This window comes from Algoriphagus alkaliphilus, from assembly GCF_900103735.1.
Lineage (GTDB): Bacteria > Bacteroidota > Bacteroidia > Cytophagales > Cyclobacteriaceae > Algoriphagus > Algoriphagus alkaliphilus.
Genome location: NZ_FMXE01000008.1, coordinates 165,757 through 188,115 on the forward strand (window position 1 = coordinate 165,757; position 22,359 = coordinate 188,115).

The following is a 22,359-nucleotide window of genomic DNA, read 5'->3' on the forward strand; positions in this document are numbered from 1 at the left end:
ATCAATGGTCTTTCAACATCGGTATTGATCTTTTGCAAAACTGAATACAAATTCCCCAAGGATCCCTGAGCATCACCAGGTGAGAACTATCTGGCAAAATATCATCGCTCATTTCACTTGCCCCTGCATTGATCAATCGGGCTTTATCTTTGGCAGGATCCTCTGATACAAAAGCCAAATGAACTGCCAAGGGATGAAAGCGGGTGAAATCAAGTGTTTCACCTTTGGGATTACTGTAGATTTCCAGCAGTATCGTACCACTGTCATCTGCGAGAAAAGTCATGTATGGCGCTTCAGTCATCTTTTTCACCACTTTCAATCCAAGATAAGCCTCGTACCAAATGGACATTTCTTGGGCATTTGGGACATTTAGTGCGAAGTGTTCGAATTTCATGTGTTTATAATTGTTTTTTATCGGTCAGATGGAATGCCCTGGATAATCATTCCCCTGTGTGATCCCGTACCTACGGGATCATGGGCATTTCATCTGTTTATAATTTGTTTTTCAGTTCGGATTAATTCATTTCAGTTTTGGCCCAAACCCGGGGGTCCAATTTCATCAATTGCACCAGAGCCAGGTACAACTCCTGCCTAGCGCGGAAAAACTCCCAGGGTCTTTCGAAGAAATTCTCGAGTGCCACAGCAAAAAACTCGTGTTCATTAAGTGCTGCATTTTCCCTGAACAAGGCGTTTTCCCCGGATTTTACCTTCGCTATTTCCTCGGGAACGAGGCTTTTGTAGGTTTTCCATGCCTGAGTCTCAAATTCCTTTTCTCCATCTGTGTCAATTTGGTTTGCAAGTTTGAGCGCATGGGCTATTTCGTGAATACCAAGATTCACTCCATCATTTTCATCCAAAAGTCCTTCCACAAAACAATGCCAAGAGATCACTATCAGTCCGAATTTGGGGTTGACTTCCCCCCGGTGATAGGTTTTGTTAGATGTGCTGTAGTAGGCATTGGGATACACCAAAATGGTATGAAAATGCGCCAGGCGAAGTCGCTTCCAGCCAAAAGTAACCATAGCGATAGTCGCGCTGATTAAAAGCTCCATTTCTACTGTCACTTCTAAAAGTCCTCCTCGCGGAATAAATTTTTTTGTAGAAAGGACCATCTCGAGTTTTTCCAGAAACTCCTTTTTGTGCTGTGGATTCAATCGATTAAAAAATGAAAAATACTTCTCCAGATAAGTCAGGTCTTCTTGACTTAATTTCCTTTTAAAAAGAAAAAACCGAGCCTGCTCCATCCACCATCTCGCGCGCTTCAACAAGTAATAACTTCGAATCATCATGAAAACAAAAATGGCAATTACCTAAAGGTAATTGCCATGGATTTGCTATGCAAATGGTTCCTTATCTCGCGTAGTTGACGGCTCTCATTTCACGGATTACAGTCACTTTGATTTGACCAGGGTACTGCATTTCTTTTTCAATTTTCTGAGAAATATCAAAGGAAAGCTTACCGGCGGTTTGATCGTCCACATTGTCCGCATCAACGAGGATCCGAAGCTCTCGACCTGCCTGCATCGCAAAGCATTTGTTCACTCCGTCAAACGCAAGCGCAAGCTCTTCAAGCTCTTTGAGGCGCTTGATATAGCTATCCATGATTTCGCGACGTGCGCCCGGCCTTGAGCCTGATATCGCATCACAGGCCTGAACGATCGGGGATATCATAGAGGTCATTTCGATCTCATCATGGTGAGCACCGATGGCGTTGCAGATTTCGGGATGTTCTTTGTAGCGTTTTGCCAACTCCATTCCAAGTACTGCGTGCGGCAATTCCTGTTCTTCCGGCCAGACTTTTCCGATATCGTGAAGTAATCCTGCACGCTTGGCAAGCTTGGCGTTGAGACCCATTTCAGCAGCCATGGTTGCGGCCAGTTTGGCCACTTCTCTGGAGTGCTGAAGTAGATTCTGTCCATAGGAAGATCGAAATCTCATCCGTCCCACCATCCGGATCAATTCGGGATGAAGCCCGTGAATTCCCAAATCGATACAGGTACGCTCACCGATTTCGACAATTTCTTCCTCGATATTTTTCTCGGTTTTAGCGACTACTTCCTCAATTCTTGCCGGGTGTATCCTGCCATCCTGGACCAATCTATGAAGTGAGAGTCTCGCGATTTCTCTCCTGACCGGATCAAATCCGGAAATGATAATCGCTTCCGGTGTATCATCCACGACGATTTCCACACCTGTAGCGGCTTCAAGCGCCCGGATATTCCGACCTTCACGACCGATGATTTTGCCTTTGATGTCGTCACTTTCGATGTTGAATACAGATACGCAGTTTTCCACTGCGTGCTCTGTGGCGGTACGCTGAATGGTATCCAAAACGATCTTTTTCGCCTGTTTGGTAGCGGTCAATTTCGCCTCATCCAAGATGTCTTTGATCTGTGAGGATGCCTTGGATTGTGCCTCTTCGGTCAACATTGTAATGATCTGATCTTTGGCTTCTTCCCGGGTCAGCCCGGCGATTTTCTCCAAATCGGCAATCCTCTGATTAGTGATTCGGTCAAGCTCTTCTTTTTTGACTTGGACCGAGTGAAGTTGGGCACTCAGGTTTTCCTTCTTGCTGTCAAGTTCGACTTCTTTTCTTTTCAGCGCTTCCTGCTCTTTGGACACTTGACTCTGGAGTTGCTTGACTTTGTTTTCGTTGGTGATGATGATACTTTTCTTGTTATTCATCTCCTCGTCAAACTCCGACTTCAATTTCAGATACTTTTCTTTAGCCTCCAGAATTCTGTCTTTCTTGATCGTCTCTGCCGTAAGTTCAGCCTCCCGAAGCATGGACTTGACCCTTACTTGGGTCTCTTCTTCCAACTTCGCATTTTTATTTTTAATGAAAAATCCCGCCAATGCGGCACCCCCACCAAGCCCTACCAGGGCTGCGAGGATGATAAATAGTACGTCTGCCATAGGTATTTATATAGTTATACTACCTCTCCGGCTCCGAAAATCCCAGAAACAAGTGGATACCAATAATCAAACAGCCTTGGTCAACAAAGCTGAAATATGGGAAAGACTTTTACGAACATGTTCGCTGTCTTCAGCATTTACCTCATTGGTTTCGAGAGACTCCACCATGCAGTCAAAAGCTACCATGGCAAGCAAATCCTGAAAGTCATCCAAACCAAATTCGGCTTTATATTTCCTCAATTTCTCATTAATCAACTTCCCGGCATGTCTTATTTTAGCCTCATCTTCAGGCTTAACACGCATAGGATATTCCCTTTCTCCGATTTTCACTCTGATGGCCAGCGTCTCCATATCATTCGGAAAGGTATGTGATCAAATGATCGATTTCTTGTATATAATTATTGATTAAGTCACTCATTTCGGTGGCATCCTCTGGATTCACCGGTCGGTTGTCCACAATGTTACTAATTTTAATCTTATTTTTAAAATGATGGATTTCCTGCTCTTTTTCCTGAATCCCATGCTCCAACTGAGACAAACGAGCCTTTAACAGCTCATTTTCAGCAGCTACCGACTCCAGTTTTTTACTGACCTGTACGGCCAGTTTTTCCAATTTTTGCAGTTCCTCGTGAATCATTTTTAGCTTCTGATTATTGCTCCTACCTGTTCTTGGAAGGCCTGAATCAATTTACTCATTGTTTTCTCAATTACCTTATCGGTTAGGGTATTTTCCTGATCCTGCAGGTGGAAACTCAAAGCATAGGCCTTTTTCCCCGAATCAATTTTATCCCCCTGATACACATCAAAAACCCCGATCTTTCTGACCAATTTCCCTCCCGCTTTCTCAGCTACTGATTTCACCTGATCATATGTCACAGCCTTGTCAATGACCAAAGAAAGATCTCGACGGACTTCGGGAAACTTGGAGATTTCCTGAAATTTCTTCAAACCTGATGCTTTTTTGGTCAACAGATCCCAATCTAGTTCCACAAACCAAACGTCCTGACGAACTTCAGCAAGCTTTAGAATTTTCTCATCGACCAAGCCCACTGTTCCCAGTACCTTTTCTCCCAATTTCAAAGTCAGACCATAGCTAAACGGTGCTGACTCGTTCATTGAAACTTGTCCCACCTCGATATTCAGTCGCTCCAGAATTCGCTCTACGGTTGCATAGAGATCCGAAAAACCAAAAGGCTTCTCAGGTTCTATCCAACTTTCAGAAGAACGGTTTCCCGAATGGAAAATTGCCAGCCTTCTTCCTTCTTTGTAGCCTTCCGCTGTTTTCTGATAGACCGTTCCAAACTCGAAACACTTCAAATCAGTCTGTCTGCGATTGATATTATGTGCCAATACCTCCAGGCCATTGAACAGCAGGGTCTGACGCATGACGCCAAGATCCTCGCTGAGCTTGTTGAATATTTCCACATTTACGGCCGAATCCACAAAACCTGATTTCTCGGCATAAACCGGTTTGGTCAGGCTGTTGGTGATCATTTCAAAATACCCCTGCCCGGCCAGCATCTCAGTCATTCGGTACTGAAGCTTGTTCAGATCTTTAACTGGATGTTCCGCCAAATAATCGGTTTTGAGGTTTTCGGAAAGCTCCACTTGATGGAAGCCATAAATCCTTAATATTTCCTCTATAATATCAGCTTCTCGGGTCACATCGACACGATATGGCTTTACGATTGCCGTGAATCCGTCCTTGGTTTCATTTTCAACATTGATATCGAGACTTTCCAAAATGGACTTCACTTCAGAAGGAGCGATTTTCTTCCCAATCAGTCTATTTACATGGCCGTAGTTCACCCCGATCACAGAATCCTGAACAGGATCTGGATAAAGATCGATGATTTCAGAAGCAACTTTGCCTCCGGCAAATTCCTCCAGCAAAGCCACTGCACGCTTAAGTGCATAAACCGGCATATTCGGATCCGTTCCCCGCTCAAATCGGAAGGAAGCATCCGTTTTCAATCCATGAAACTGCGAGCCCTTACGGACTACATCCGGAGAGAAATAGGCGGATTCCAAGAAAATGGATGTCGTCTGATCACTAACTCCAGAATGATTCCCTCCGAAAATCCCCGCAATACACATACCGCCGGTAGGATCGCAGATCATCAGTTCTTCCCCTGAGAGTTTCCGCTCCTTCCCATCCAACGTGACAAAAGGTGTTCCTTTTGGAAGCTTTCCTACGATGATTTTTCCACTGGAAATCTTATCCGCATCAAATGCATGAAGCGGCTGACCTAAGTCATGAAGAATGAAATTGGTGATGTCTACAATATTGTTGATCGGCTCCAAATCCAAAGAACGCAGGAAATTCTGAAGCCATTGAGGCGATGGCCCAACCTTCAGGTCCGACATCACCACTCCTGCATAGCGTGGGCAATCCACTGAATTCTTAACTTCCACAGTGACTATCGTCCCGGATATTTCTGAAATCAAAGAATTCTCTTCAGGAAGGTAGACCGAGCGGCCTAGCAAAGCCTTCAAATCTCTGGCAACTCCTAAATGAGATGCCGCATCTGCACGGTTTGGTGTTAAGCCGATCTCCAAAACATGATCCTGAGAAACTTCAAAATACTCCGAAGCCGGGGTTCCGTTTGGCAGGTCTGTGTCCAAAACCATAATGCCGGCATGGGATTTACCCAAGCCGATCTCGTCCTCGGCACAGATCATTCCTTCGGAAACTTGGCCACGGATTTTGGCTTTCTTGATTTCAAAAGGCTCTCCTTCGCTTGGATACAATTTTGCTCCTACAGTAGCTACAACTACCTTTTGCCCAGACACCACATTTGGAGCCCCGCAGACAATATGGGAAGGGGTACCCGTACCAATATCCACAGTAGTGAGACTGAGTTTGTCCGCATCCGGGTGTTTTTCGCAAGTCAAAACCTCCCCGATCACCACTCCTTCCAAGCCTCCGCGGACAGACACAAATTCCTCAACCGCCTCCACTTCTAAACCCGAGCGGGTAAGTAATACGGCGATTTCTTCTGGGCTTTCTGGTAGAGAAATATATTTTTTTAAGCGATTAATCGAGATCTTCATAAATTTCTTCTTGCAGGAATCTGATCCTAATCTTCAACAAAAAAGGTGCTTTTGCACCTTTCATAAAACTGATTGGCAAATTTATAAGAATTGCTTCGGGCTTTCTTATTCTTTGTAATTTTTCTCCCCTGCTTCCAAGGCAATCTCCAAAAGATTTTCTTTGGGAGGAATCGGACAGGCATAGTCGGGATTGTAGGCGCAATAAGGATTGAATGCTAGATTAAAGTCCAGGGTGATGCTGTTTTTACCATCCTGCCTTACATTCAGGTAGCGCCCGCCGCCGTAGGTTTCCCCCGCACTGGTGGCATCAGCAAAAGCCAAAAAGAAATTCCGCTTGTCCGTTTCGTCCATCGCCTGGAGTAGCAGCAATTTGTTGGTCCTTCCTCCCAATTCAAATTCGGCAAAGGAATGCTCGATATAGCGCTGCTTGGATCCGTCTGTCAAAGGGACTTCCCGTACTTTTTTGTTTTCGATCGGTAATAATCGGGCTTTGACTTTGTAAGCAGGATTAATGTCATAAAAGGTCAACTTGGTAAACCCTCGCTTTTGCTCCTCAGTCAATGGTGATTCGATGTTAAACCGGATAAACTTAAACTGACGCTCCCGTTCTTTTTCGATTTTCTCCACATAGGATTCGGGGCTTTCAGCCGCTGTAAACATGTAGGCGACAGCCGTGATCACCACCAAACCAACGGCAATGAGTAAAATGTAATTTGATTTTTTCATTTATAGTATGCCCTCATCGGCGAAGCTAAAATAGCCACGATCTCCAAAAATTACATGGTCCAAAACAGGTAAATCCAATTCTCGCCCAATTTTGACCAATCTTTCGGTCAATCGCTTGTCCTGTTCGGAAGGAGATAGATTGCCGCTGGGATGATTATGAACTAAAATAATGGACTGAGAGACCTGCTCAAGTGCAATTTTAAAAACAATTTTAGGATCCACAACGGTTCCTGATGTCCCTCCTTGACTCACGAGTTGCTTTTTTATCACATAATTTGATCTCGACAGTAAAATCAGGTAAAAGTGCTCCACGATTTCATCATAAAGTTCAGGCTTCATCAACTCGTAGATGTCCCGTGAACTGGTGATTTTAATCCGTGTCTGGGGTTCTTGTTCTTTACGTCTTCGCCCAAGTTCCATTGCCGCCACGATGGAAATCGCCTTTGCTTCACCGATTCCTTTAAACTTCATGAGATCTTTGACAGACATTTTTGCCAAGGAGGCAAGGTCGTAACTGACCTCACGGAGAATCATTCGGGAAAGATCCACGGCACTGATCATAGGAGTACCCGAACCAATCAGGATTGCGATTAATTCTGCGTCTGAAAGCGATGATTTCCCCTTGAGCAATAGCTTTTCCCTAGGACGGTCTTCTTCTGCCAGCTCGGATATTTTAATCGAAGTAGCCTGACTCATAAGCAGTTATTTAAAAAAGGTTGTACAAAAAGTGTAACTAAAACTAATCAGAAAAAGGCATAAAAAAAACCCTGCTTTTGACAGGGTTTAGGTAGGATAGTCTTTAAGAGATTAAGCCAAAGCGCTTACGAACTTAGCCAATCTTGATTTCTTGTTACTAGCGTTGTTTTTGTGAATCACATTCTTCTTTGCCAGTTTGTCCAACATAGATGAAACCTTCTTGTAAAGCTCTGTAGCTTCTACTTTATCAGTTGCAGCTTTCAATCTTTTGATGAAAGTTCTAGTGGTCTTAGCCTGATATCTGTTTCTCAAACGCTTCGCTTCGTTGGCACGAATTCTTTTCAGAGCTGATTTGTGATTTGCCATATCTTGTTTTTAAATAAAATCTTTACGTTCCCCAATTCCGAATTGGAGTGCAAAGTTATTGTAAATAATTAATTCTGCCAAAGTAATTTGAAACATTCCTTTTAGCGTCCTCTTATTCTAAAATAACAAATTTGGCTCCAAGCCTAAAGAAGAACGTAAATATAGGTCTTTTGACTTCGAATAAGAGAAATCTTTTGACTATTTTCAAAAATGAAGATTTTTATGATGTGGGCTTTTAGCTTTCTTTTTTGGTTTCCAAGTTTTGAGGACTGGGGGTTCTATGCACATTCGCTGATCAATCAACAGGCTGTTTACTCTCTCCCACCCGAAATGATCGGTTATTACAAGCCTCACATTCAGTTTGTTACTGAAAAGGCAGTCAATCCTGACCGTAGAAGATATGTCGTAAAAGGCGAGGCTGAAAAGCATTACATTGATTTGGATCATTACGGAGACAGTGCGCTTTTTATTTTGCCGAAATACTGGCCTGAAGCCCTTAAAAAATTTTCTGAGGACTCACTTCGGGCCAACGGCATCGGACCTTGGTCCGCTTACCTCACGCTGATCAGTCTGACAAAAGCCTTTGAACAAAAGAATCCCCAAGCAATCCTGAGACTTTCAGCGGACTTGGGACATTATATTGGCGACCTCAATGTCCCGCTCCACACCACTAAAAATTATAACGGTCAATTGACCGGTCAGGAAGGGATTCATGGTTTTTGGGAAAGTCGGGTGCCGGAACTGTTGGCAAAAAACTATTCCCTTTGGGTCGGAAAAGCAGAATATGTAGAAAAACCGCAACTCGCACTTTGGGATGCTGTTGAAAAGGCACACAGTCAAGTGGACAGTGTATTGCGAATCGAGCGGGAACTCACCAAAAACTTTCCGGAAGACCAGAAATACAGCTACGAGGAGCGGAATGGACTTACAGTTCGGGTTTATTCCAGAGATTTCACAGAAGCCTATGCTCAAGCCTTAGACCATCAGATTGAGCGGCAGATGAAGCGCTCCATCAAGATGATCGCTGACTTTTGGTATACCGCTTGGGTCAATGCCGGCCAGCCGGATTTGAGCACCTTGGAAGGCGCTGTAGTTGAAGAAGAAAAACTGACTCCGGATCCGAAATTGAAGGTCAGAGAGCATTTGTAAGTGGTAAAGGATGGAAGCTGAAATATTTAAAAGTAGGCAGTGACAGTAAGCAGTAGGCATGTGGTTAAGCCAATATGTAACTTCTAACCAAGTAAATTATGGATTATCGAGATTTAATTGATTACAAAAAGGCTTTTAAACTGGCCATGCGAATTTTTGAAATTAGCAAAACCTTTCCAAGAGAAGAGAAATTTTCTTTAACTGACCAAATCAGAAGGTCGAGCAGATCTATTTGTACAAATATTGGTGAAGGCTACCGAAAAAGAAGGTATCCAGCACATTTCATTTCTAAATTGAGTGATTCTGACATGGAAAATACTGAAACGCAGGTTTGGTTAAATTTCGCTTTGGCTTGTAAGTATATTGAGGAAGTCACATTCAAAGAACTTGATCAAGAGGTTATTGAAATCGGGAGGTTGCTAAACTTCATGATGGACAATCCCGAGAAATTTGGTTCCAAAAAACCTTAGAAAAAAATTCATGTATCACCCTATTCTATGCTAACTGCAAACTGCCACTGCCTACTTCCTTTGTCACTAATAACTTACTTTTCACCACTTACATTTTACGACGAAAGGTACTGGATCATCGCCTTCCCCAGCCTTCTAAACGTATCCTTAAACACTTCCTCGTTTTCCTCCAAAAGCGTCACTCGAAAACCTCTCAGATCCGAGCAAAAGGAAGAAATGGGCACTACGCAAATTCGCTCAGCTGCAAGCAAATAATACACAAATCGCTTGTCCAAAGGCATCTCCGGATCATTAAGCCAGGAATCCAGCAAGCTTTTCAACCTTTCGTCTTCGATGGGTAAACTTTGATTTGGATTCAATAATTTCTCATCAAAAACAATGGTATTGTAAAATGCACCTTGCGTTGGATTGAATTTGATTCCGGGAATATCTCCAAGAATCTCTCGCATCCAATCACTCCGCTTTCCGATTTGAACGTTGGCCTTTTCCCTGTAGGAATGATAATCGGGATGGCTCATTATTTTGGGAATGGCCAATTGCGGCAAAATCGTAGAACAGACCTCAATCATTTTGGCATTCTCAAGCGTTTGGCAAAGCTTGGCAAACTCCTTCGAGGAGTCCCGATTGTAGAATTCCATCCAACCGCAACGAGCTCCCGGCCAAGGGAATTCTTTTGAAATTCCTTTCAGTGAAATTGCAGGTCGATCTCCGATCACTTCCGCTAAAGCCACAGCTTTAATTCCTTTATAGGTGATGTTTTGGTAAATCTCGTCAGCAATCAGCAACAGGTTAAACTCCTCCGCAATTTTCACAAAGCCTTCCAAAACTTCTTTCGGATACACCATGCCTGTAGGGTTGTCGGGATTGATAATCAGAATTCCCACGATGGACGGATTGTATTTCACCTTCATGAACAGATCCTCCATATCCGGCAGCCATTGGTTGTCCGGGTCGAGTTTGTATGTGATCGGAGCGGTGTTCGCATGGGCTGCTTCGGCCGAACTGTGGGTAGAATAGGCGGGCGAAGGGCCGATAATCCGTGCCGTTGGAATCAGAAATTGGTACAACTTCGCAATTGCATCACCGAGCCCGTTGAAAAAAAGAATGTCTTCAGCAGTGATTTGATTTCCGCCTTTTTGATTGTTTAGATCAGCAAGGAATTTACGGGTTTCAAGGACTCCCTTAGAATCAGCGTAACCGTAGGTTTTGTCTTCCTTAAGTAGGTCGGCAATGATCGCCTTCATCCAATCCGGTACGTGATTATGCTTTTGGATGGGGTCCCCGATGTTTTCCCAGGTCATGGCATAGCCAAGCACTTCAATTTGGCGGGCTTTTTTTACGATTCCCCGGATTTCGTAATTCAATTCTTCTGCTCCGGGTCTGAGGAGTAGCTGTCTCATAGGTCAATAGGCTGGTTTTGGAAAAAAATCCGATACAAATAAAAGGAAAAGGGGGTTGAAAAATCGGGCAACCCAACAAAATTCAAAAGAATTGGAATGGTCAAAAAAGAGAGGGCTTACCGATTTACCCTTATTCTGTTACAAGAAATGGAGAAATTTGCCCTTATTCTGTGACAAGGTTTCTAATATTTACCCTTATTCTGTTACAAGATATTCGATTATTTACCATTTTTTGAGTGGTAAGGACTACCAAACTTGGCCTACTTTCCGGACACCTATATCCGAAAATACTTAGAAAGGTTTATCGGTTAAAAGCTTGTATTTGAAACACAAGATATCTTGTAATTTAAATACAGGCTTTTATATTTGCATTGATTTACAAGGATTTAAATGATACAAATAGATCTTCTTACCCAGATAATCGAGGAACAAGACAGAAATTTCCTCCAAAAACAGCTTATCTCCCGGGAAATGACCGTCCCTTTACAAACCAACCAAATCTTGGTTGTGAGCGGGGTGAGACGATGTGGAAAAAGCATTCTAATCCGCAAAAGTCTACCTTCCACTGAGCCCGGACTTTATCTGAACTTTGAAGACCCAAGATTAGTGGATTTTGAGGCGGTTGATTTTCCAAAACTCGAACAACTCAGAGATGAAATGGGCAAAATCTCCATACTCTTGGATGAAGTCCAAAGTGTGGCAGGTTGGGAAATATTTGCCAGATCCCTTCATGAAAAAGGTAAAAAGCTCTACATCACAGGCTCGAATGCCAGCATGCTGAGTCGAGAACTGGGAACTCGTCTCACTGGACGCTACAAACAAATGGAATTATTCCCCTTTAGCTACAATGAGTTTTTGCTTTTCAAAAACTTATCACCAGGAGAGGAGAGCTTCAAAAGCTATTTCCATTTAGGTGGATTTCCCGAGTTTCTGCACAATCAGGATCAAGACTATTTGAGAACTCTATTCCGAGACATACTTACGCGTGATGTGGCTGTCCGACGAAACATAACTAACGAAACTTCGCTGATACGGCTGGGTGTATTTCTATGTTCCAATGTGGGCAAACCCTTCAGCTATTCCCGAATAGGAAGCCTATTGGAGATAAAGTCAGTCAGGACGGTAATCGATTATTGTGATTACCTCGAGGAGAGTTACCTGTTTGATTTGATACCAATGTATTCCCCTTCGATCCGCAAGCAGTTGGCCAATCCAAAAAAAGCATTTTGCGTTGACCCTGCCTTGGCTGCTGCAAATTCACTTTCCTTCAGCAAGGATTTGGGCAGAAAACTTGAGAATTATGTCTATCTCCATCTCCGACGATCTTTCAAAGAAATCCAATATTTCCAAAATAAGGATTCGGAGTGTGATTTTGTGGTCAAATGGAACGAAGGAATCATTGGTGCGGTACAAGTGTGTTGGGAACTAAACACTGATAATCTCCATCGGGAAATCAAAGGATTGCAGGCTGCATTATCCGAAACACAAGCTCCAAAAGGGGTTTTGCTTACCTGGAACCAAGAAGATTTACTCGAAGGAATAATAGTGATTCCTGTTTGGAAGTGGCTTCTAATGCCTGCGAAGGAATTTTTCGGAATAGCCTAAACTTCCTTCTTTCTTTGTTTCATCGCCTCCAAGAAAAAAGTGACTTCCCCTTAAATTAAAGCTCCAACCAGCAGCCAATTTGGTACCAGAAACAGGTCTAAATACTTCGCCAAGAGGAGCACCAGAATCAGGATAGCCGAGAGCCCATACAATTTATCAATTGGTTTTCTTCTCATTTTGGTTTTAGCAGAAATCTTGTAGTCCCATTTGAATAGCCAAAAACTAGGGAATCGCCGTATCCCTCCGACGAACTGCATCTTGATGAGCTTTGCTTGATGTGCTAAAGTTGTGGGATGAAAAAGACAAGTATCGAAACCAGTACTGGGTATTTTTCCGGATCGGCTTATATTTTTCAAACTACTAATTACTATCAAATTCTCCGCTCCATTCCTGTAAATATCCGGTCTGAACCTTGCCAGGAATCGCCTTTCGCTTTCTCGGATGGTGGAAATCCAAACCATCCGTGAGTGGATTAACAAGATGGAAAATTCTCAGTCTTCTCTTCAGAGTAAGTCCTCCTCTAGATGATCATCCAGCCACTTAAGAATTACTTCATCTTCGGTCAGCAATCCTTCTGGAGCTTTTTCGGAGCACTTCTTATGGTATGGGGAAATATAAATCCGGCCCAATTCCTCTTCGTTAGGACCGAAAATAAGGTATTGATCTATGGGCAAGAGGATTGATTCATGTGAGGTGGAACCCTCTCTCTGATAGGTAATCGGTTGGCCATCCGGCAGACGAAGGTTGTTAAGGTAAAACTTGGCATTGGGCACCCCATGTATCGGGATGGGATTGCTTGGGTCGTATCCAAACCTGCCGGTTGCACCCGGAATCTCATCCTGATCGGTGGCTTGGGGATTTTCCAGGATACTTTGCAAAAAGACCACGCCGTATTCCTCCAGATTTAGATAACCCAACTGTGTCTGATCAGGAAACTTGTATTTTTTTTCTCTCATTCTGTTGGGGGATTTTTGGGTTCAATCGTGAAGGAATTACCCTTCAAGATATTCAAGATTTAATATTTTTGGATCTCAATGAATATTCGTGGCATTTTTACAGCAACCCGTATGGATTTCGGCAAAATCCGTGATTCAAGGCCGGGGAAAGTCGGCTTAATTACAAACCCAAGGTTCAGCCGGGATACCCAATAACATCTCCAATGAAACCAATAGATATAGCTCATCACTCATGACGTACCTACAAAACCTGAAATCCAGGTGTGAGAAATATCTTTCTATGACTTCGCCTACATTGACGGGTCCTCTCTGGTAATGAATTTGCTTTTTTTCCGTGTCCAAAACTGTCACAAAGTCATCGTGGATCACCACATGCCCAATTGGCCCGAACTTATTGTCAAAAATAACATCCCAAAAGTGGATGCCTGGATAGTCCTGAAAGTTCTTTTCGGCTAATACAAGAAACTGCTTATCCCAGGAAGGATCCATATCCCAGCCATAGGGCCATGGGGTTCTTTGTACTAAATCTGCCAAGTCTAGGTTGGTAATCAATTGTCCAATCGTGACCACATCAAACCAATAAGTCAATCCCTGCTCTATCATGTAGTCTTCGTCCTCTACTTCGATCCATACTGGAGAAAGCCGCTTTACCTTACCCTGAGCCATTAGGATCATCAACTGAACCAACTGATAGGTCCATGAGGTCTGCTCAAATTTCCAATTATCATCCCAATCGAGGCGATCTATTCCTTTGAGGGAATGCCTGATTTCATATTCCAGAAAATGAAGGGTAGCAGCTGGGAGGATATGGATGGAGGGCATTGACGTAGGGTGATAAATTTGAAGAATATTTAGACAAAACAAGAATATTTAGCTGTTAGTGGAGACACTAACAGCGGCCGCATGGAGGTTACAGGAGACTGTCGCCATTGTGAGTGTCTCACTCACAATTATGTATTAATAGATACCTTCCCTTCGGGAGGCAGGCAATCTTTTCCCCGGAACCCTAACCAAGATATTCTTCAGATTTGTTGACGATAGGACTAAGGCATTCATATTTCTTAAACAGCGAATCCAATTCCAATAAATCATAGGTTTCAATGGTACCCGTTAGAGAAATAATGCCCTCATGTTCATTGTTTAATCCATCATACCAATTGGGATTAAATTTAAAATCAACATCCTTGTTTTTCACTACAGATTTAAAAATCAGGTCTTTTCGCATGTGGTATTGAGGAATGGCTGTATAGATAAGCACATTGTGAGCGAGAAGAGCCGCCAAATAACTAAGATGTCTTACTTTTCGGAGTTCTCCTCTATCAAACAGGGACAGAAGTTCCGCAGAACTGTACGTGTTCTCAAACTTTTCCCAATCGGAACATCCCTCTGCCTCGAAAAACTTGAGCAGATATTTTTGATCAATTAATGTCAGTTGATCGAAGCTAAATCGAAATTCTTTTTCCATGGCGTTTTTGTCTTTTGAGTTCCAAAATTGAGAAAATGAGAAGTTTGATTTGAGATTTTGCAAGCTTGTATTATTGGTTGCATTAGGGTTTCTACTGCCACCTTGAGACTGTCTCAAAAGGATTTCCATTTTCAGGCTGAGTCTTAAAGATTCTAAGAAAATACAAAATGGAAATGACTGTGGCTCAATGTTAAAGCAGGGGTATTGTCACCTTGAGCACCTGACCGATGAGAGTCGGGCAGTACGAAAGGTCCTCGAACCTCCAGACTCTCGTCTGTCGGGTACTCGGACTAACACACTTTTAGCCTAAAAAACCTTTCAAAGACTACTTGGGTCGTATTTCTGGGCAAATTGATCCCAGTCCAAGCCTACAAGGGATTGCTGAATCATCTCTTTGAAAGTAACTTCACCAATCGAATCCATAAACCAAATCACGCGCAGTTCCGAACTCCAATCATCATTTGTGTTTTCACTATAGCAAGCCCATTCAGCAATTCCATAGAAAGCAGGAAGTTCATTTTCAACATTTCTTCTTTCGGTTCTCCTCCGGTTTTTGGAGTCATGGTGATTTTGAATCTGGGCATTGGTTGATTTTTTGGATTAGTATTTTTTGATTCCTAAAAACAAGGACTGGTATTCCTAGAATGACGACTAACTAATTAATAGGTAGCTAACTCACCAAATCGGCAAAATGGATTTGCCAATTTAATCTGAGCGGGACTTTTGCAGTCCGGTTCCAGAATGGAGGGTGAGGCTACAAGGATAAACAAGGCTTTTGCTCTCGAGACAGCAACATTGAATCTGTTGGGACTATAAAGAAACTCCATGCCCCTAGGCGCATCTTCCGGAGAGGAGGTTGCCACTGAATAAATGATCACGGGAGCTTCCTGTCCTTGAAACTTATCTACAGTACCTATCTGAATTTGAGGTAAAGCAGTTTGTAGTAAGCCAACCTGAGCATTATAGGGAGAAATGATTTTGATATCAGAAGGTTGGAGAACCTTTTCTTTGCCTTTACTATCCACGATGAAAACATCTCCATTACAGAGTTCAGTAACTAGTTGGATAATTTCAGCTACCTCCTCCGTAGAACTGCTCGTATTTCCCTGATGTGAAACCGGGAGAAAACGTAAACCTGAACCACCAAACCGTGTGTTACCACAGATCATTTGATTTTCCAATCCGGGAATTGCATGAAGTTTACCTTCGTAGAATTGTTCGGAATCGAATTCACAAATTGCTGGATGCATTCTCCAGGTTTTTGCCAGAAAAATTCCTTGCTCCTCGGAAATGGTCTTTTGTCCCTGAAGAATATGAGCTAGTGCCGAAACTTCTGTTCCATCAGGATGAACGCCCTGTTGAGATTGCTGAAGCTGCTGTGGATCACCTAAGAGAATTAGATTTCTTGCGGCTTGGCCACAGGCTAATGTGTCAATCAGTGATAATTGTCCAGCTTCATCAATGACCAGATAATCTACCGAACCGAGCAAACCTTCATTTGCCCAAAGGAATGGGGTGCCGGCCAAAATATTTACCCGATTCACACTGTCAATTAGCTTTTTAGCTTCAAGGACAGACTCCCAGGGCACCTCCATGGAGCCATCTGCTTTTTGAATCAAACGGATCGGATGATTCATTTCTTCGGCTAGTCTCCAGACTTTTTCCAATAAAGCGGTGATTACCTTGTGAGACATCGCTGTTACCCCGATTTTTTTTCCTTGAAGGATCAGGTGCATGATCATTCGGCTGGCGGTAAAACTTTTCCCCGAGCCAGGAGGCCCTTGGATCGGCAAGTAGCTGTGATCTAATTTCTCGGACCATTCTTTGGTGAGTTCAAGTAGGTTTCCTTGATTCAATATTGGAGCATTAATAACGGGTGGTTGACGAAGCAAAAGAGATCGAACAGCCCTGAATTCTTCTGAAGGGGAATCGGTATTCGTAGACAGTTGATCTTTTTTCGGAAAAACTTTTGCCGGTATAGGAGAGAAAGGATATGGCGTTTTTCTCTTCCAAGAGTTCTTCCGGTGTCAAATCAAGAAGTCGGTAATGTTCCCACCAGAGGGACTTTTCTTCCCTTCGATACCAATCCAGCATGTGGGCAAGAATAAATTTGGCCTGCTGGACTGAGTCGCGTTCATCTTGAGCCACGGGGATACCTTCAAGCAAAGCGTCCACAAGTGGCTTGATGCGACCCTGATGTTCGGTAATTTTTTCGTTGGCCTCCATCGGCTTGGGCTCAGGCCGGGGGATATCAGTACCTTGGTTAATTAGTTCCAATCGTAGTTCTTCCAGCCAAGTGTGAAGGCGTTGGGTTGAAATACAGTCGTCCTGATTATAGAGCCTGATAGCTTCAATCATTTCGTCCGAAGCCTCCCCGGTTTTGTTGGTTTCAAGAAGAAACTCATACATAGATTTGTGTCGGGAGACTTCTCTTAGGTCAATCTCTCGCGTATAGCCGTAAAATTTTTCCAGATCTTTGATAGAGTACTTTTCTACACTCGCTCTTACCGCTTGCCTAACTACTCCATAAAGGTCTATAAAGGTGCCTGATCGAAGTAATCCATCCATTTGATCCTCACAAATGGCATATTTGCCCATAAGCCGCCTAAAGGCACTTACCTCATAGGGTGCGTAATGGTAAATGTGCATTTCTGGAAACTCCAGCTTAATTTCCTGCACTCTTGCCATAAAGGTTTCGAATGCCTGCTTTTCTTCGGCTTCATTTTTTGCCCAAAGCGCATGGTACTCTCCAAGATGATACCACCCAATCATGTATTCTAATCCTCCGGGATCTACCAATGGATCGCCCTCCAAATCGAGGTAAAGATCATATTTATGTGGTTCCGGAAGTTTGAAAAACCCTTTTTCAGGTTGGATTTCTAAAAGTTCGTAGATCGGGCGATGGTTCTCCTCTCTGCTTCTCCACTGAATATTTGCTTGGTCCCTCAGCTTTTGGAATGTCTGTTTTGCTCCCTTTTTGGGAGAAAAAGAAATTGGACTGGGACACTGAGCAAAAGATCCCAATGTGCTTATATCATGCATTTTTATTTCCTTGATCTGAGCGTTTCCCATTCCTGCCACAAATCCCAGATGGTCATCGGCTCTCCGCTTTTGATTGCAGACTTCCCACCAGGTGCAGATATCGCAATGAGGCACTGGCTCGGGATAAGTATCTGTTTCTTCCTTTGCAAGAGCTTCCAAAAACCGTTTTTTTACCAAGCGTACGTACGCAGCATATTCGCTGACCCGATAGCTGATTTCTTCATCGGGAGTTTTCACCCACATCAATTCAGGCATGTATCCCTGCAACTCTGATAAAGCTTCCGAATAAAGACTTATTTGAATGATTGTAGCTGCTTTGGTCTCCGTGGCAAGTTTGGTATCCATTACCTGATAGGAGTAATTCCCAAGAGCACTCGGTTCATCCACTTTGATCAGGAAATCAGCCCAGCCACCCCATTCATTCTCTTTTCCCAGCCTAGCTTGATAAATGACATCATATACCAAGCCAGAAGAATACGCCACCAAATCTTAAGATTGTCTTCCCTGCTTTGAACTCCAGTTCAGTTATTTGGGAATTGCTGTGCGCAGTTTGCAAGATTCCCATCATTAAAATCGCCAATAGAAAAATCCCAAGGTAGATGTAAGTCTTTGTTATAATCTCTTTCTTTTCAAGCATCGTAATACTGAGGATGTCCTTTTTAATTTGAAGAGTCCGCAGTTTTCCAAAATCAATCATGGCCTTTGGTTTATTACACTAATTTTTGAAAAATAACATGCCTTTATTTACTGAATATTGATTTGAAAACCATTGCATTGGTACAGCTTAGCAAAAAATAGGTTATCTAAGCTGAAAATTGAATCTCAAATTATTAATCGAAATCCAAAAAAAAGCCCTGATTGTTTGGCTTGTTCTCTCTCTCAATCCTCATTTTTCCGGATGGATCCTCTCTCAAACCTTCTTTGAACACGTTGATATTAGTCTGCGAAGAAGTGAAATGTAGAATAAAGTCCCGCTGAGACATTCTGGGAAAGGCTACAATCCCTTTGAAATCCTGGTTCAGGGAGAAATTCATCATCAGATTGAAAAGCAAAGCTGTTTTGCCATGACCCGGCCTACTCGCAACTGTTACTATCTCATTTGAAAATCCCCCATGAGTTAATTCATCCAATTCACGGTACCCGCTAAGAAGAGGTGTGGAAAACGAAGCCTCAATACCAAGGCGTTTGAAAAATTCCTGTTCATTCATAAAACGAATATAATTACAAGGGATCAACTTTTTTCATGATCTCGACAAGCGGCTTTTTTTTAACGCTTTTCCGAAGAATCCCTACGCTTGTCAAAGGGTTTGGGAAAGGTGAAAAAAATACTTTTCTTAGGTAGATGAAGTTCATACCAAAAATCAGGCGTTTCGTTTCCATTCTTTCGGCTTTAAGCTACCCTTCTACCATGGCTTACGAGTTTGCCTTGAGTGTTGACGATTTTTTGCCTTTCTCCAAATTCTTAAATAAAAGCTCATTCTGGTTTTCCTTTTCAAATTGTCTTTTAAAAAAATAATTGGAGCTAATGAACTGGGATCCCGAAAGCATAAATTCATAAAACTTAAAAATGTCAAAGAGTCAAATTTTAATACCCGACAAAGGGATTGTGTACCTTCCAATCTTTAAAAAATACCCTACACTGGGTATTTTTTGAGCGATCCTTTCTGCTTATCATGCAGCACCCAATCTGTCCAGCAATAACCTGTATTATTTTCCACCCTATGCCCAGCGTACGAGTAATCAAAATCACATTTGACACTGATTTAAAACCCTACGAGATTCCAGCCTTCCGAGGAGCAATCATTGATATTGTAGGTAGAGAGCATGTGATTTTTCATAATCATCTGGACAAAGATAAATTTCACTATGCCTATCCCCTCGTCCAATACAAGTCAAAAAGGCGAAAGGCTGAAATCGTATGTATTCAGGATGGTGTCGATGAGATCCATAATTTTTTTATCAAAAATCTGGGCGGAATCAAAATCGGGACTCAGTCAAGATCCCTCTTGGTGGAAAACATCAAGATCAACCGGTTTAATGTAGATGTGCGTGACGCGCTGTTTTCCTATAAACTGAGAGACTGGCTTGCGCTGAATGAAAAAAACTTCCCCGAGTACCAAAAACTGGAAGGCATCTCAGACAAAGTGGTTTTTTTGGAAAAAATCCTCACAGGCAACCTCCTGTCCTTTGCCAAGGGAATACAATGGACAGTGGACAAAAACATTGAAGTAAAGCTACTGACCCTCCCCGCTTTCAAGCCGGTCAAACACAAAGGGCAGTCCTTACTCTCTTTCGATATAGAATTTAAAACCAACGTATTTCTCCCTCCCGACATCGGCTTGGGCAAAGGGGCAAGCGTAGGTTTCGGAACAGTCATTAAATCAAATTAACTATGGATAGATACTTATACGGTGCCAGTATTCAGGGCATACAGAGCTTTATTTTTCAGACGAATAAGCTCAAAGAAATTGTGGGGGGGAGTGAGTTGGTGGAGGAGATATGTACTGAAATGTTTTATGATTTCATTGGGTCTGATGAATATGATGAAAACATCATTTTGAGTGCTGCAGGAAATATCAAATACATAGCAGACCAAGAAGTTTGCAAAAAACTGATAAAAGGTTTTACGAAAAAAGTTTTATCAAAAGCTCCTGGAGTAACAGTAAGTCAAGCAGTGGTTAAGATCGATGAGAATATTCCACTTTCAGAAACAATTAATCAATTGGAGGAAAAACTGAAAACAGAACGGAATAAACCAAATATGCCTTTAGAAATTGGATTTATGGGACTGGAACGTGCCAGGAGGACAGGAGGCGTTGCAGTGGAGTTTAAAAAAAGAAAAAGCAAATTAGAAGCCTTTTGCGAAAGCACCATAAAAAAAGACAAGGCGGTAGATCAAAAATCAGATTTGACAAATGAATCCAGCCATACCAGGCTTTTTCGTAAAATCTCTGGTCTTACAGAAAAACCGAAAGAAATCACCCTTGAAATTGAGGAAATATGTAAAGGACATTCGAACTCGTGGATTGCTGTAGTTCATGCAGATGGTAACGGCCTTGGAAATATTTTACGCGTAATGGGCGAAAAGCTTAAGAATTCCGAATTTGAAAAAAGCAAAGCTGCCTTTAGAAAATTTTCCTTAGCCTTAGATCATGCAACCCAAGCAGCTGCACAATCTGCATTTTGGAAAGTCTTTAGTAAGGCGGATGCTTTTACATCAGATAATAAACACCCCATAAGACCCATTATCTGCGGTGGGGACGATATTACTTTCATTATCAGAGCTGATTTGGCTTTAGAATTTACAGAATTCTTCCTCAGGGAGTTTGAGAAGAAAACCAAAGATGAGTTCAAGGTTTTGGAAGAATTTGGCATTACTGAATTCAAGGAAGGAATCACAGCCTGTGCAGGGATAGCCTACATCAAGGAATCCTACCCACTTCACTATGCCTTGAACTTATCAGAATCTCTCTGCAAGGACGCCAAAAATTTAGTGAAAGAGGGACATCCAAAAAGAGATAATGGGATACCGGAATCTGCTTTGGCCTTTTACAAGGTACAAGAGTCCTTTACAGATAAGCTTTCCATTTTGCAAGAAAGGACGCTTCAAGCTATAAATGAAGGTAAAAAACTGGATTACTATTTTGGGCCTTACCTCCTCAATGACCTAAGTAAGCTTCAGGAAAAGCTGAGCGTACTGAGAAAAGAAGCGGATTCACAAGATGGCTCCAAAGCGATCAGCAAAATCAGAAAGGTTGTTTCAGATTCCTTTAAGGATTTCTCAGTGGCTTCCTTTAATCTGGAACGAATGAAAACAGTTAACGAGAAATTTTTTAAAGACATCAATCTTCAGGAAGATCTCGAAATTTTTTCCAGGCTGGCAAGTACAGATTCAGGTCTAATAACCGAAAAATCTCAATTATTGGATTTAATCACTTTACATGGATTTAGATATGGAACAAGACAAAATTAATTATACGATAAGCTTTTTGACGGAATGGCATGCAGGGTCAGGTCTTACGGCAGGGGCAGAAGCAGATTCTGTGGTTATCAAGGATCAGGACGGTTTTCCATATATTCCCGGCAAAACATTGAAAGGACTGTTTGTAGATTCCTTTAGGGATTTCAAGGCATTGGGAATTGAAGGATTTAATGATGAATCCTTTAATCCTCTCTTTGGTTTTATGGATAAAAACACCAAAGTCACTTCCCCAGGATCACTTTTCTTTTCCAATGTAATTTTGCCTGAAGAGGAAAAATCCGCCATAGGTAAAGATCATGTAGATTTTTTGTATAGAAATATTGCCTCTACTGCTATAGAATCCACCACAGGTGTGGCCAAAAAATCTTCCTTAAGAGTAATGGAAGTTTGTATTCCTCTTTCTTTGGAAGGATATATCCAAGGGGCTGATGATTCCGACAGGCAATTGATTGACCAACTGGCAAGGTATATCCGAAATATTGGAGCCAACAGAAACAGAGGATTAGGCAGATGTTCCATAAAATTGAAATAA

25 protein-coding genes are annotated in these 22,359 nt (G+C 42.3%); 6 read left to right on the plus strand and 19 right to left on the minus strand.

Annotation, left to right across the window (positions count from 1 at the left end; all coding sequences use genetic code 11):
* Window position 1 precedes the first annotated feature (1 nt).
* From BLQ81_RS07390 to rpsT, 9 genes are all read right to left on the minus strand, one after another.
* Window positions 2-394 (minus strand): VOC family protein, encoded by a 393-nt coding sequence (locus BLQ81_RS07390; protein ID WP_092729307.1) that lies wholly within the window; start codon window positions 392-394, stop codon window positions 2-4.
* A 121-nt stretch (window positions 395-515) separates the two neighbouring features.
* Window positions 516-1,289, minus strand: a complete 774-nt coding sequence (locus BLQ81_RS07395) for a zinc-dependent peptidase (protein ID WP_245693199.1) — start codon at window positions 1,287-1,289, stop codon at window positions 516-518.
* A gap of 61 nt (window positions 1,290-1,350) precedes the next feature.
* Entirely contained in the window at window positions 1,351-2,916 is a 1,566-nt protein-coding gene (gene rny / locus BLQ81_RS07400; protein WP_092729308.1) for a ribonuclease Y, read from the minus strand.
* A 66-nt stretch (window positions 2,917-2,982) separates the two neighbouring features.
* The gene (locus tag BLQ81_RS07405) at window positions 2,983-3,267 is read right to left on the minus strand and encodes a cell division protein ZapA (protein WP_092729309.1); all 285 of its coding nucleotides are present in this window, start codon (window positions 3,265-3,267) and stop codon (window positions 2,983-2,985) included.
* A 1-nt stretch (window position 3,268) separates the two neighbouring features.
* Window positions 3,269-3,553, minus strand: coding sequence for a hypothetical protein (locus BLQ81_RS07410; protein ID WP_092729310.1), 285 nt, complete (start codon window positions 3,551-3,553; stop codon window positions 3,269-3,271).
* Between the two features lie 2 nt (window positions 3,554-3,555).
* On the minus strand, window positions 3,556-5,970 hold the full coding sequence (gene pheT / locus BLQ81_RS07415) for a phenylalanine--tRNA ligase subunit beta (RefSeq protein ID WP_092729311.1): 2,415 nt from the start codon (window positions 5,968-5,970) through the stop codon (window positions 3,556-3,558).
* Window positions 5,971-6,075: 105 nt separating this feature from the next.
* The gene (locus tag BLQ81_RS07420; protein WP_092729312.1) at window positions 6,076-6,696 is read right to left on the minus strand and encodes a DUF1684 domain-containing protein; all 621 of its coding nucleotides are present in this window, start codon (window positions 6,694-6,696) and stop codon (window positions 6,076-6,078) included.
* Window positions 6,697-7,392, minus strand: coding sequence for a RadC family protein (gene radC / locus BLQ81_RS07425; RefSeq protein WP_092729313.1), 696 nt, complete (start codon window positions 7,390-7,392; stop codon window positions 6,697-6,699). It lies immediately after the preceding gene.
* 111 nt (window positions 7,393-7,503) lie between these two features.
* Window positions 7,504-7,758 (minus strand): 30S ribosomal protein S20, encoded by a 255-nt coding sequence (gene rpsT / locus BLQ81_RS07430; protein WP_092729314.1) that lies wholly within the window; start codon window positions 7,756-7,758, stop codon window positions 7,504-7,506.
* A 210-nt stretch (window positions 7,759-7,968) separates the two neighbouring features.
* Here rpsT and BLQ81_RS07435 point away from each other — a divergent pair, with 210 nt between their 5' ends.
* Window positions 7,969-8,907 (plus strand): zinc dependent phospholipase C family protein, encoded by a 939-nt coding sequence (locus tag BLQ81_RS07435; protein WP_245693200.1) that lies wholly within the window; start codon window positions 7,969-7,971, stop codon window positions 8,905-8,907.
* Window positions 8,908-9,005: 98 nt separating this feature from the next.
* A complete protein-coding gene (locus BLQ81_RS07440; RefSeq protein WP_092729315.1) occupies window positions 9,006-9,377 on the plus strand; it encodes a four helix bundle protein in 372 nt (123 codons plus the stop codon).
* Between the two features lie 95 nt (window positions 9,378-9,472).
* Here BLQ81_RS07440 and BLQ81_RS07445 read toward each other — a convergent pair whose 3' ends face one another.
* Window positions 9,473-10,777 carry a pyridoxal phosphate-dependent aminotransferase gene (locus BLQ81_RS07445; RefSeq protein ID WP_092729316.1) on the minus strand — a complete coding sequence of 435 codons (1,305 nt, stop codon included), beginning with the start codon at window positions 10,775-10,777 and terminating at the stop codon, window positions 9,473-9,475.
* Between the two features lie 390 nt (window positions 10,778-11,167).
* On the opposite strand from BLQ81_RS07445, the gene BLQ81_RS07450 reads away from it, so the two are divergent.
* Window positions 11,168-12,382 (plus strand): ATP-binding protein, encoded by a 1,215-nt coding sequence (locus BLQ81_RS07450; RefSeq protein ID WP_092729317.1) that lies wholly within the window; start codon window positions 11,168-11,170, stop codon window positions 12,380-12,382.
* Window positions 12,383-12,432: 50 nt separating this feature from the next.
* Here BLQ81_RS07450 and BLQ81_RS22920 read toward each other — a convergent pair whose 3' ends face one another.
* The 9 genes from BLQ81_RS22920 to BLQ81_RS07490 form a co-directional block, all read right to left on the minus strand.
* The gene (locus BLQ81_RS22920; RefSeq protein WP_262481041.1) at window positions 12,433-12,558 is read right to left on the minus strand and encodes a hypothetical protein; all 126 of its coding nucleotides are present in this window, start codon (window positions 12,556-12,558) and stop codon (window positions 12,433-12,435) included.
* A 327-nt stretch (window positions 12,559-12,885) separates the two neighbouring features.
* A complete protein-coding gene (locus tag BLQ81_RS07460) occupies window positions 12,886-13,338 on the minus strand; it encodes a hypothetical protein (RefSeq protein ID WP_092729319.1) in 453 nt (150 codons plus the stop codon).
* Between the two features lie 156 nt (window positions 13,339-13,494).
* Window positions 13,495-14,160: a hypothetical protein gene (locus BLQ81_RS07465; RefSeq protein WP_092729320.1), complete on the minus strand. Its 666-nt coding sequence runs from the start codon at window positions 14,158-14,160 to the stop codon at window positions 13,495-13,497.
* 184 nt (window positions 14,161-14,344) lie between these two features.
* Window positions 14,345-14,932 carry a hypothetical protein gene (locus tag BLQ81_RS07470; protein ID WP_092729321.1) on the minus strand — a complete coding sequence of 196 codons (588 nt, stop codon included), beginning with the start codon at window positions 14,930-14,932 and terminating at the stop codon, window positions 14,345-14,347.
* Between the two features lie 302 nt (window positions 14,933-15,234).
* Window positions 15,235-15,387 carry a hypothetical protein gene (locus BLQ81_RS22220; RefSeq protein ID WP_175454183.1) on the minus strand — a complete coding sequence of 51 codons (153 nt, stop codon included), beginning with the start codon at window positions 15,385-15,387 and terminating at the stop codon, window positions 15,235-15,237.
* Window positions 15,388-15,462: 75 nt separating this feature from the next.
* Entirely contained in the window at window positions 15,463-16,659 is a 1,197-nt protein-coding gene (locus BLQ81_RS07475) for a DEAD/DEAH box helicase (protein WP_092729322.1), read from the minus strand.
* A gap of 10 nt (window positions 16,660-16,669) precedes the next feature.
* Entirely contained in the window at window positions 16,670-18,328 is a 1,659-nt protein-coding gene (locus BLQ81_RS07480) for a TM0106 family RecB-like putative nuclease (RefSeq protein ID WP_175454184.1), read from the minus strand.
* The gene (locus tag BLQ81_RS07485) at window positions 18,300-18,542 is read right to left on the minus strand and encodes a hypothetical protein (protein WP_092729324.1); all 243 of its coding nucleotides are present in this window, start codon (window positions 18,540-18,542) and stop codon (window positions 18,300-18,302) included. Before BLQ81_RS07485 ends, BLQ81_RS07480 begins: the two co-directional genes overlap by 29 nt.
* Before the next feature lie 133 nt (window positions 18,543-18,675).
* Window positions 18,676-19,053, minus strand: a complete 378-nt coding sequence (locus BLQ81_RS07490; protein ID WP_092729325.1) for a DnaB-like helicase C-terminal domain-containing protein — start codon at window positions 19,051-19,053, stop codon at window positions 18,676-18,678.
* A 513-nt stretch (window positions 19,054-19,566) separates the two neighbouring features.
* Between BLQ81_RS07490 and BLQ81_RS07495 the strand changes: the two genes are divergently transcribed.
* The 3 genes from BLQ81_RS07495 to BLQ81_RS07505 are packed head-to-tail and all read left to right on the plus strand — an operon-like array spanning window position 19,567 to window position 22,359.
* Entirely contained in the window at window positions 19,567-20,235 is a 669-nt protein-coding gene (locus BLQ81_RS07495; protein ID WP_092729326.1) for a CRISPR-associated endonuclease Cas6, read from the plus strand.
* 2 nt (window positions 20,236-20,237) lie between these two features.
* Window positions 20,238-21,818 (plus strand): Cas10/Cmr2 second palm domain-containing protein, encoded by a 1,581-nt coding sequence (locus BLQ81_RS07500; protein ID WP_092729327.1) that lies wholly within the window; start codon window positions 20,238-20,240, stop codon window positions 21,816-21,818.
* Window positions 21,787-22,359 (plus strand): RAMP superfamily CRISPR-associated protein, encoded by a 573-nt coding sequence (locus BLQ81_RS07505; RefSeq protein ID WP_092729328.1) that lies wholly within the window; start codon window positions 21,787-21,789, stop codon window positions 22,357-22,359. The genes BLQ81_RS07500 and BLQ81_RS07505 overlap by 32 nt, the downstream gene beginning before the upstream one ends.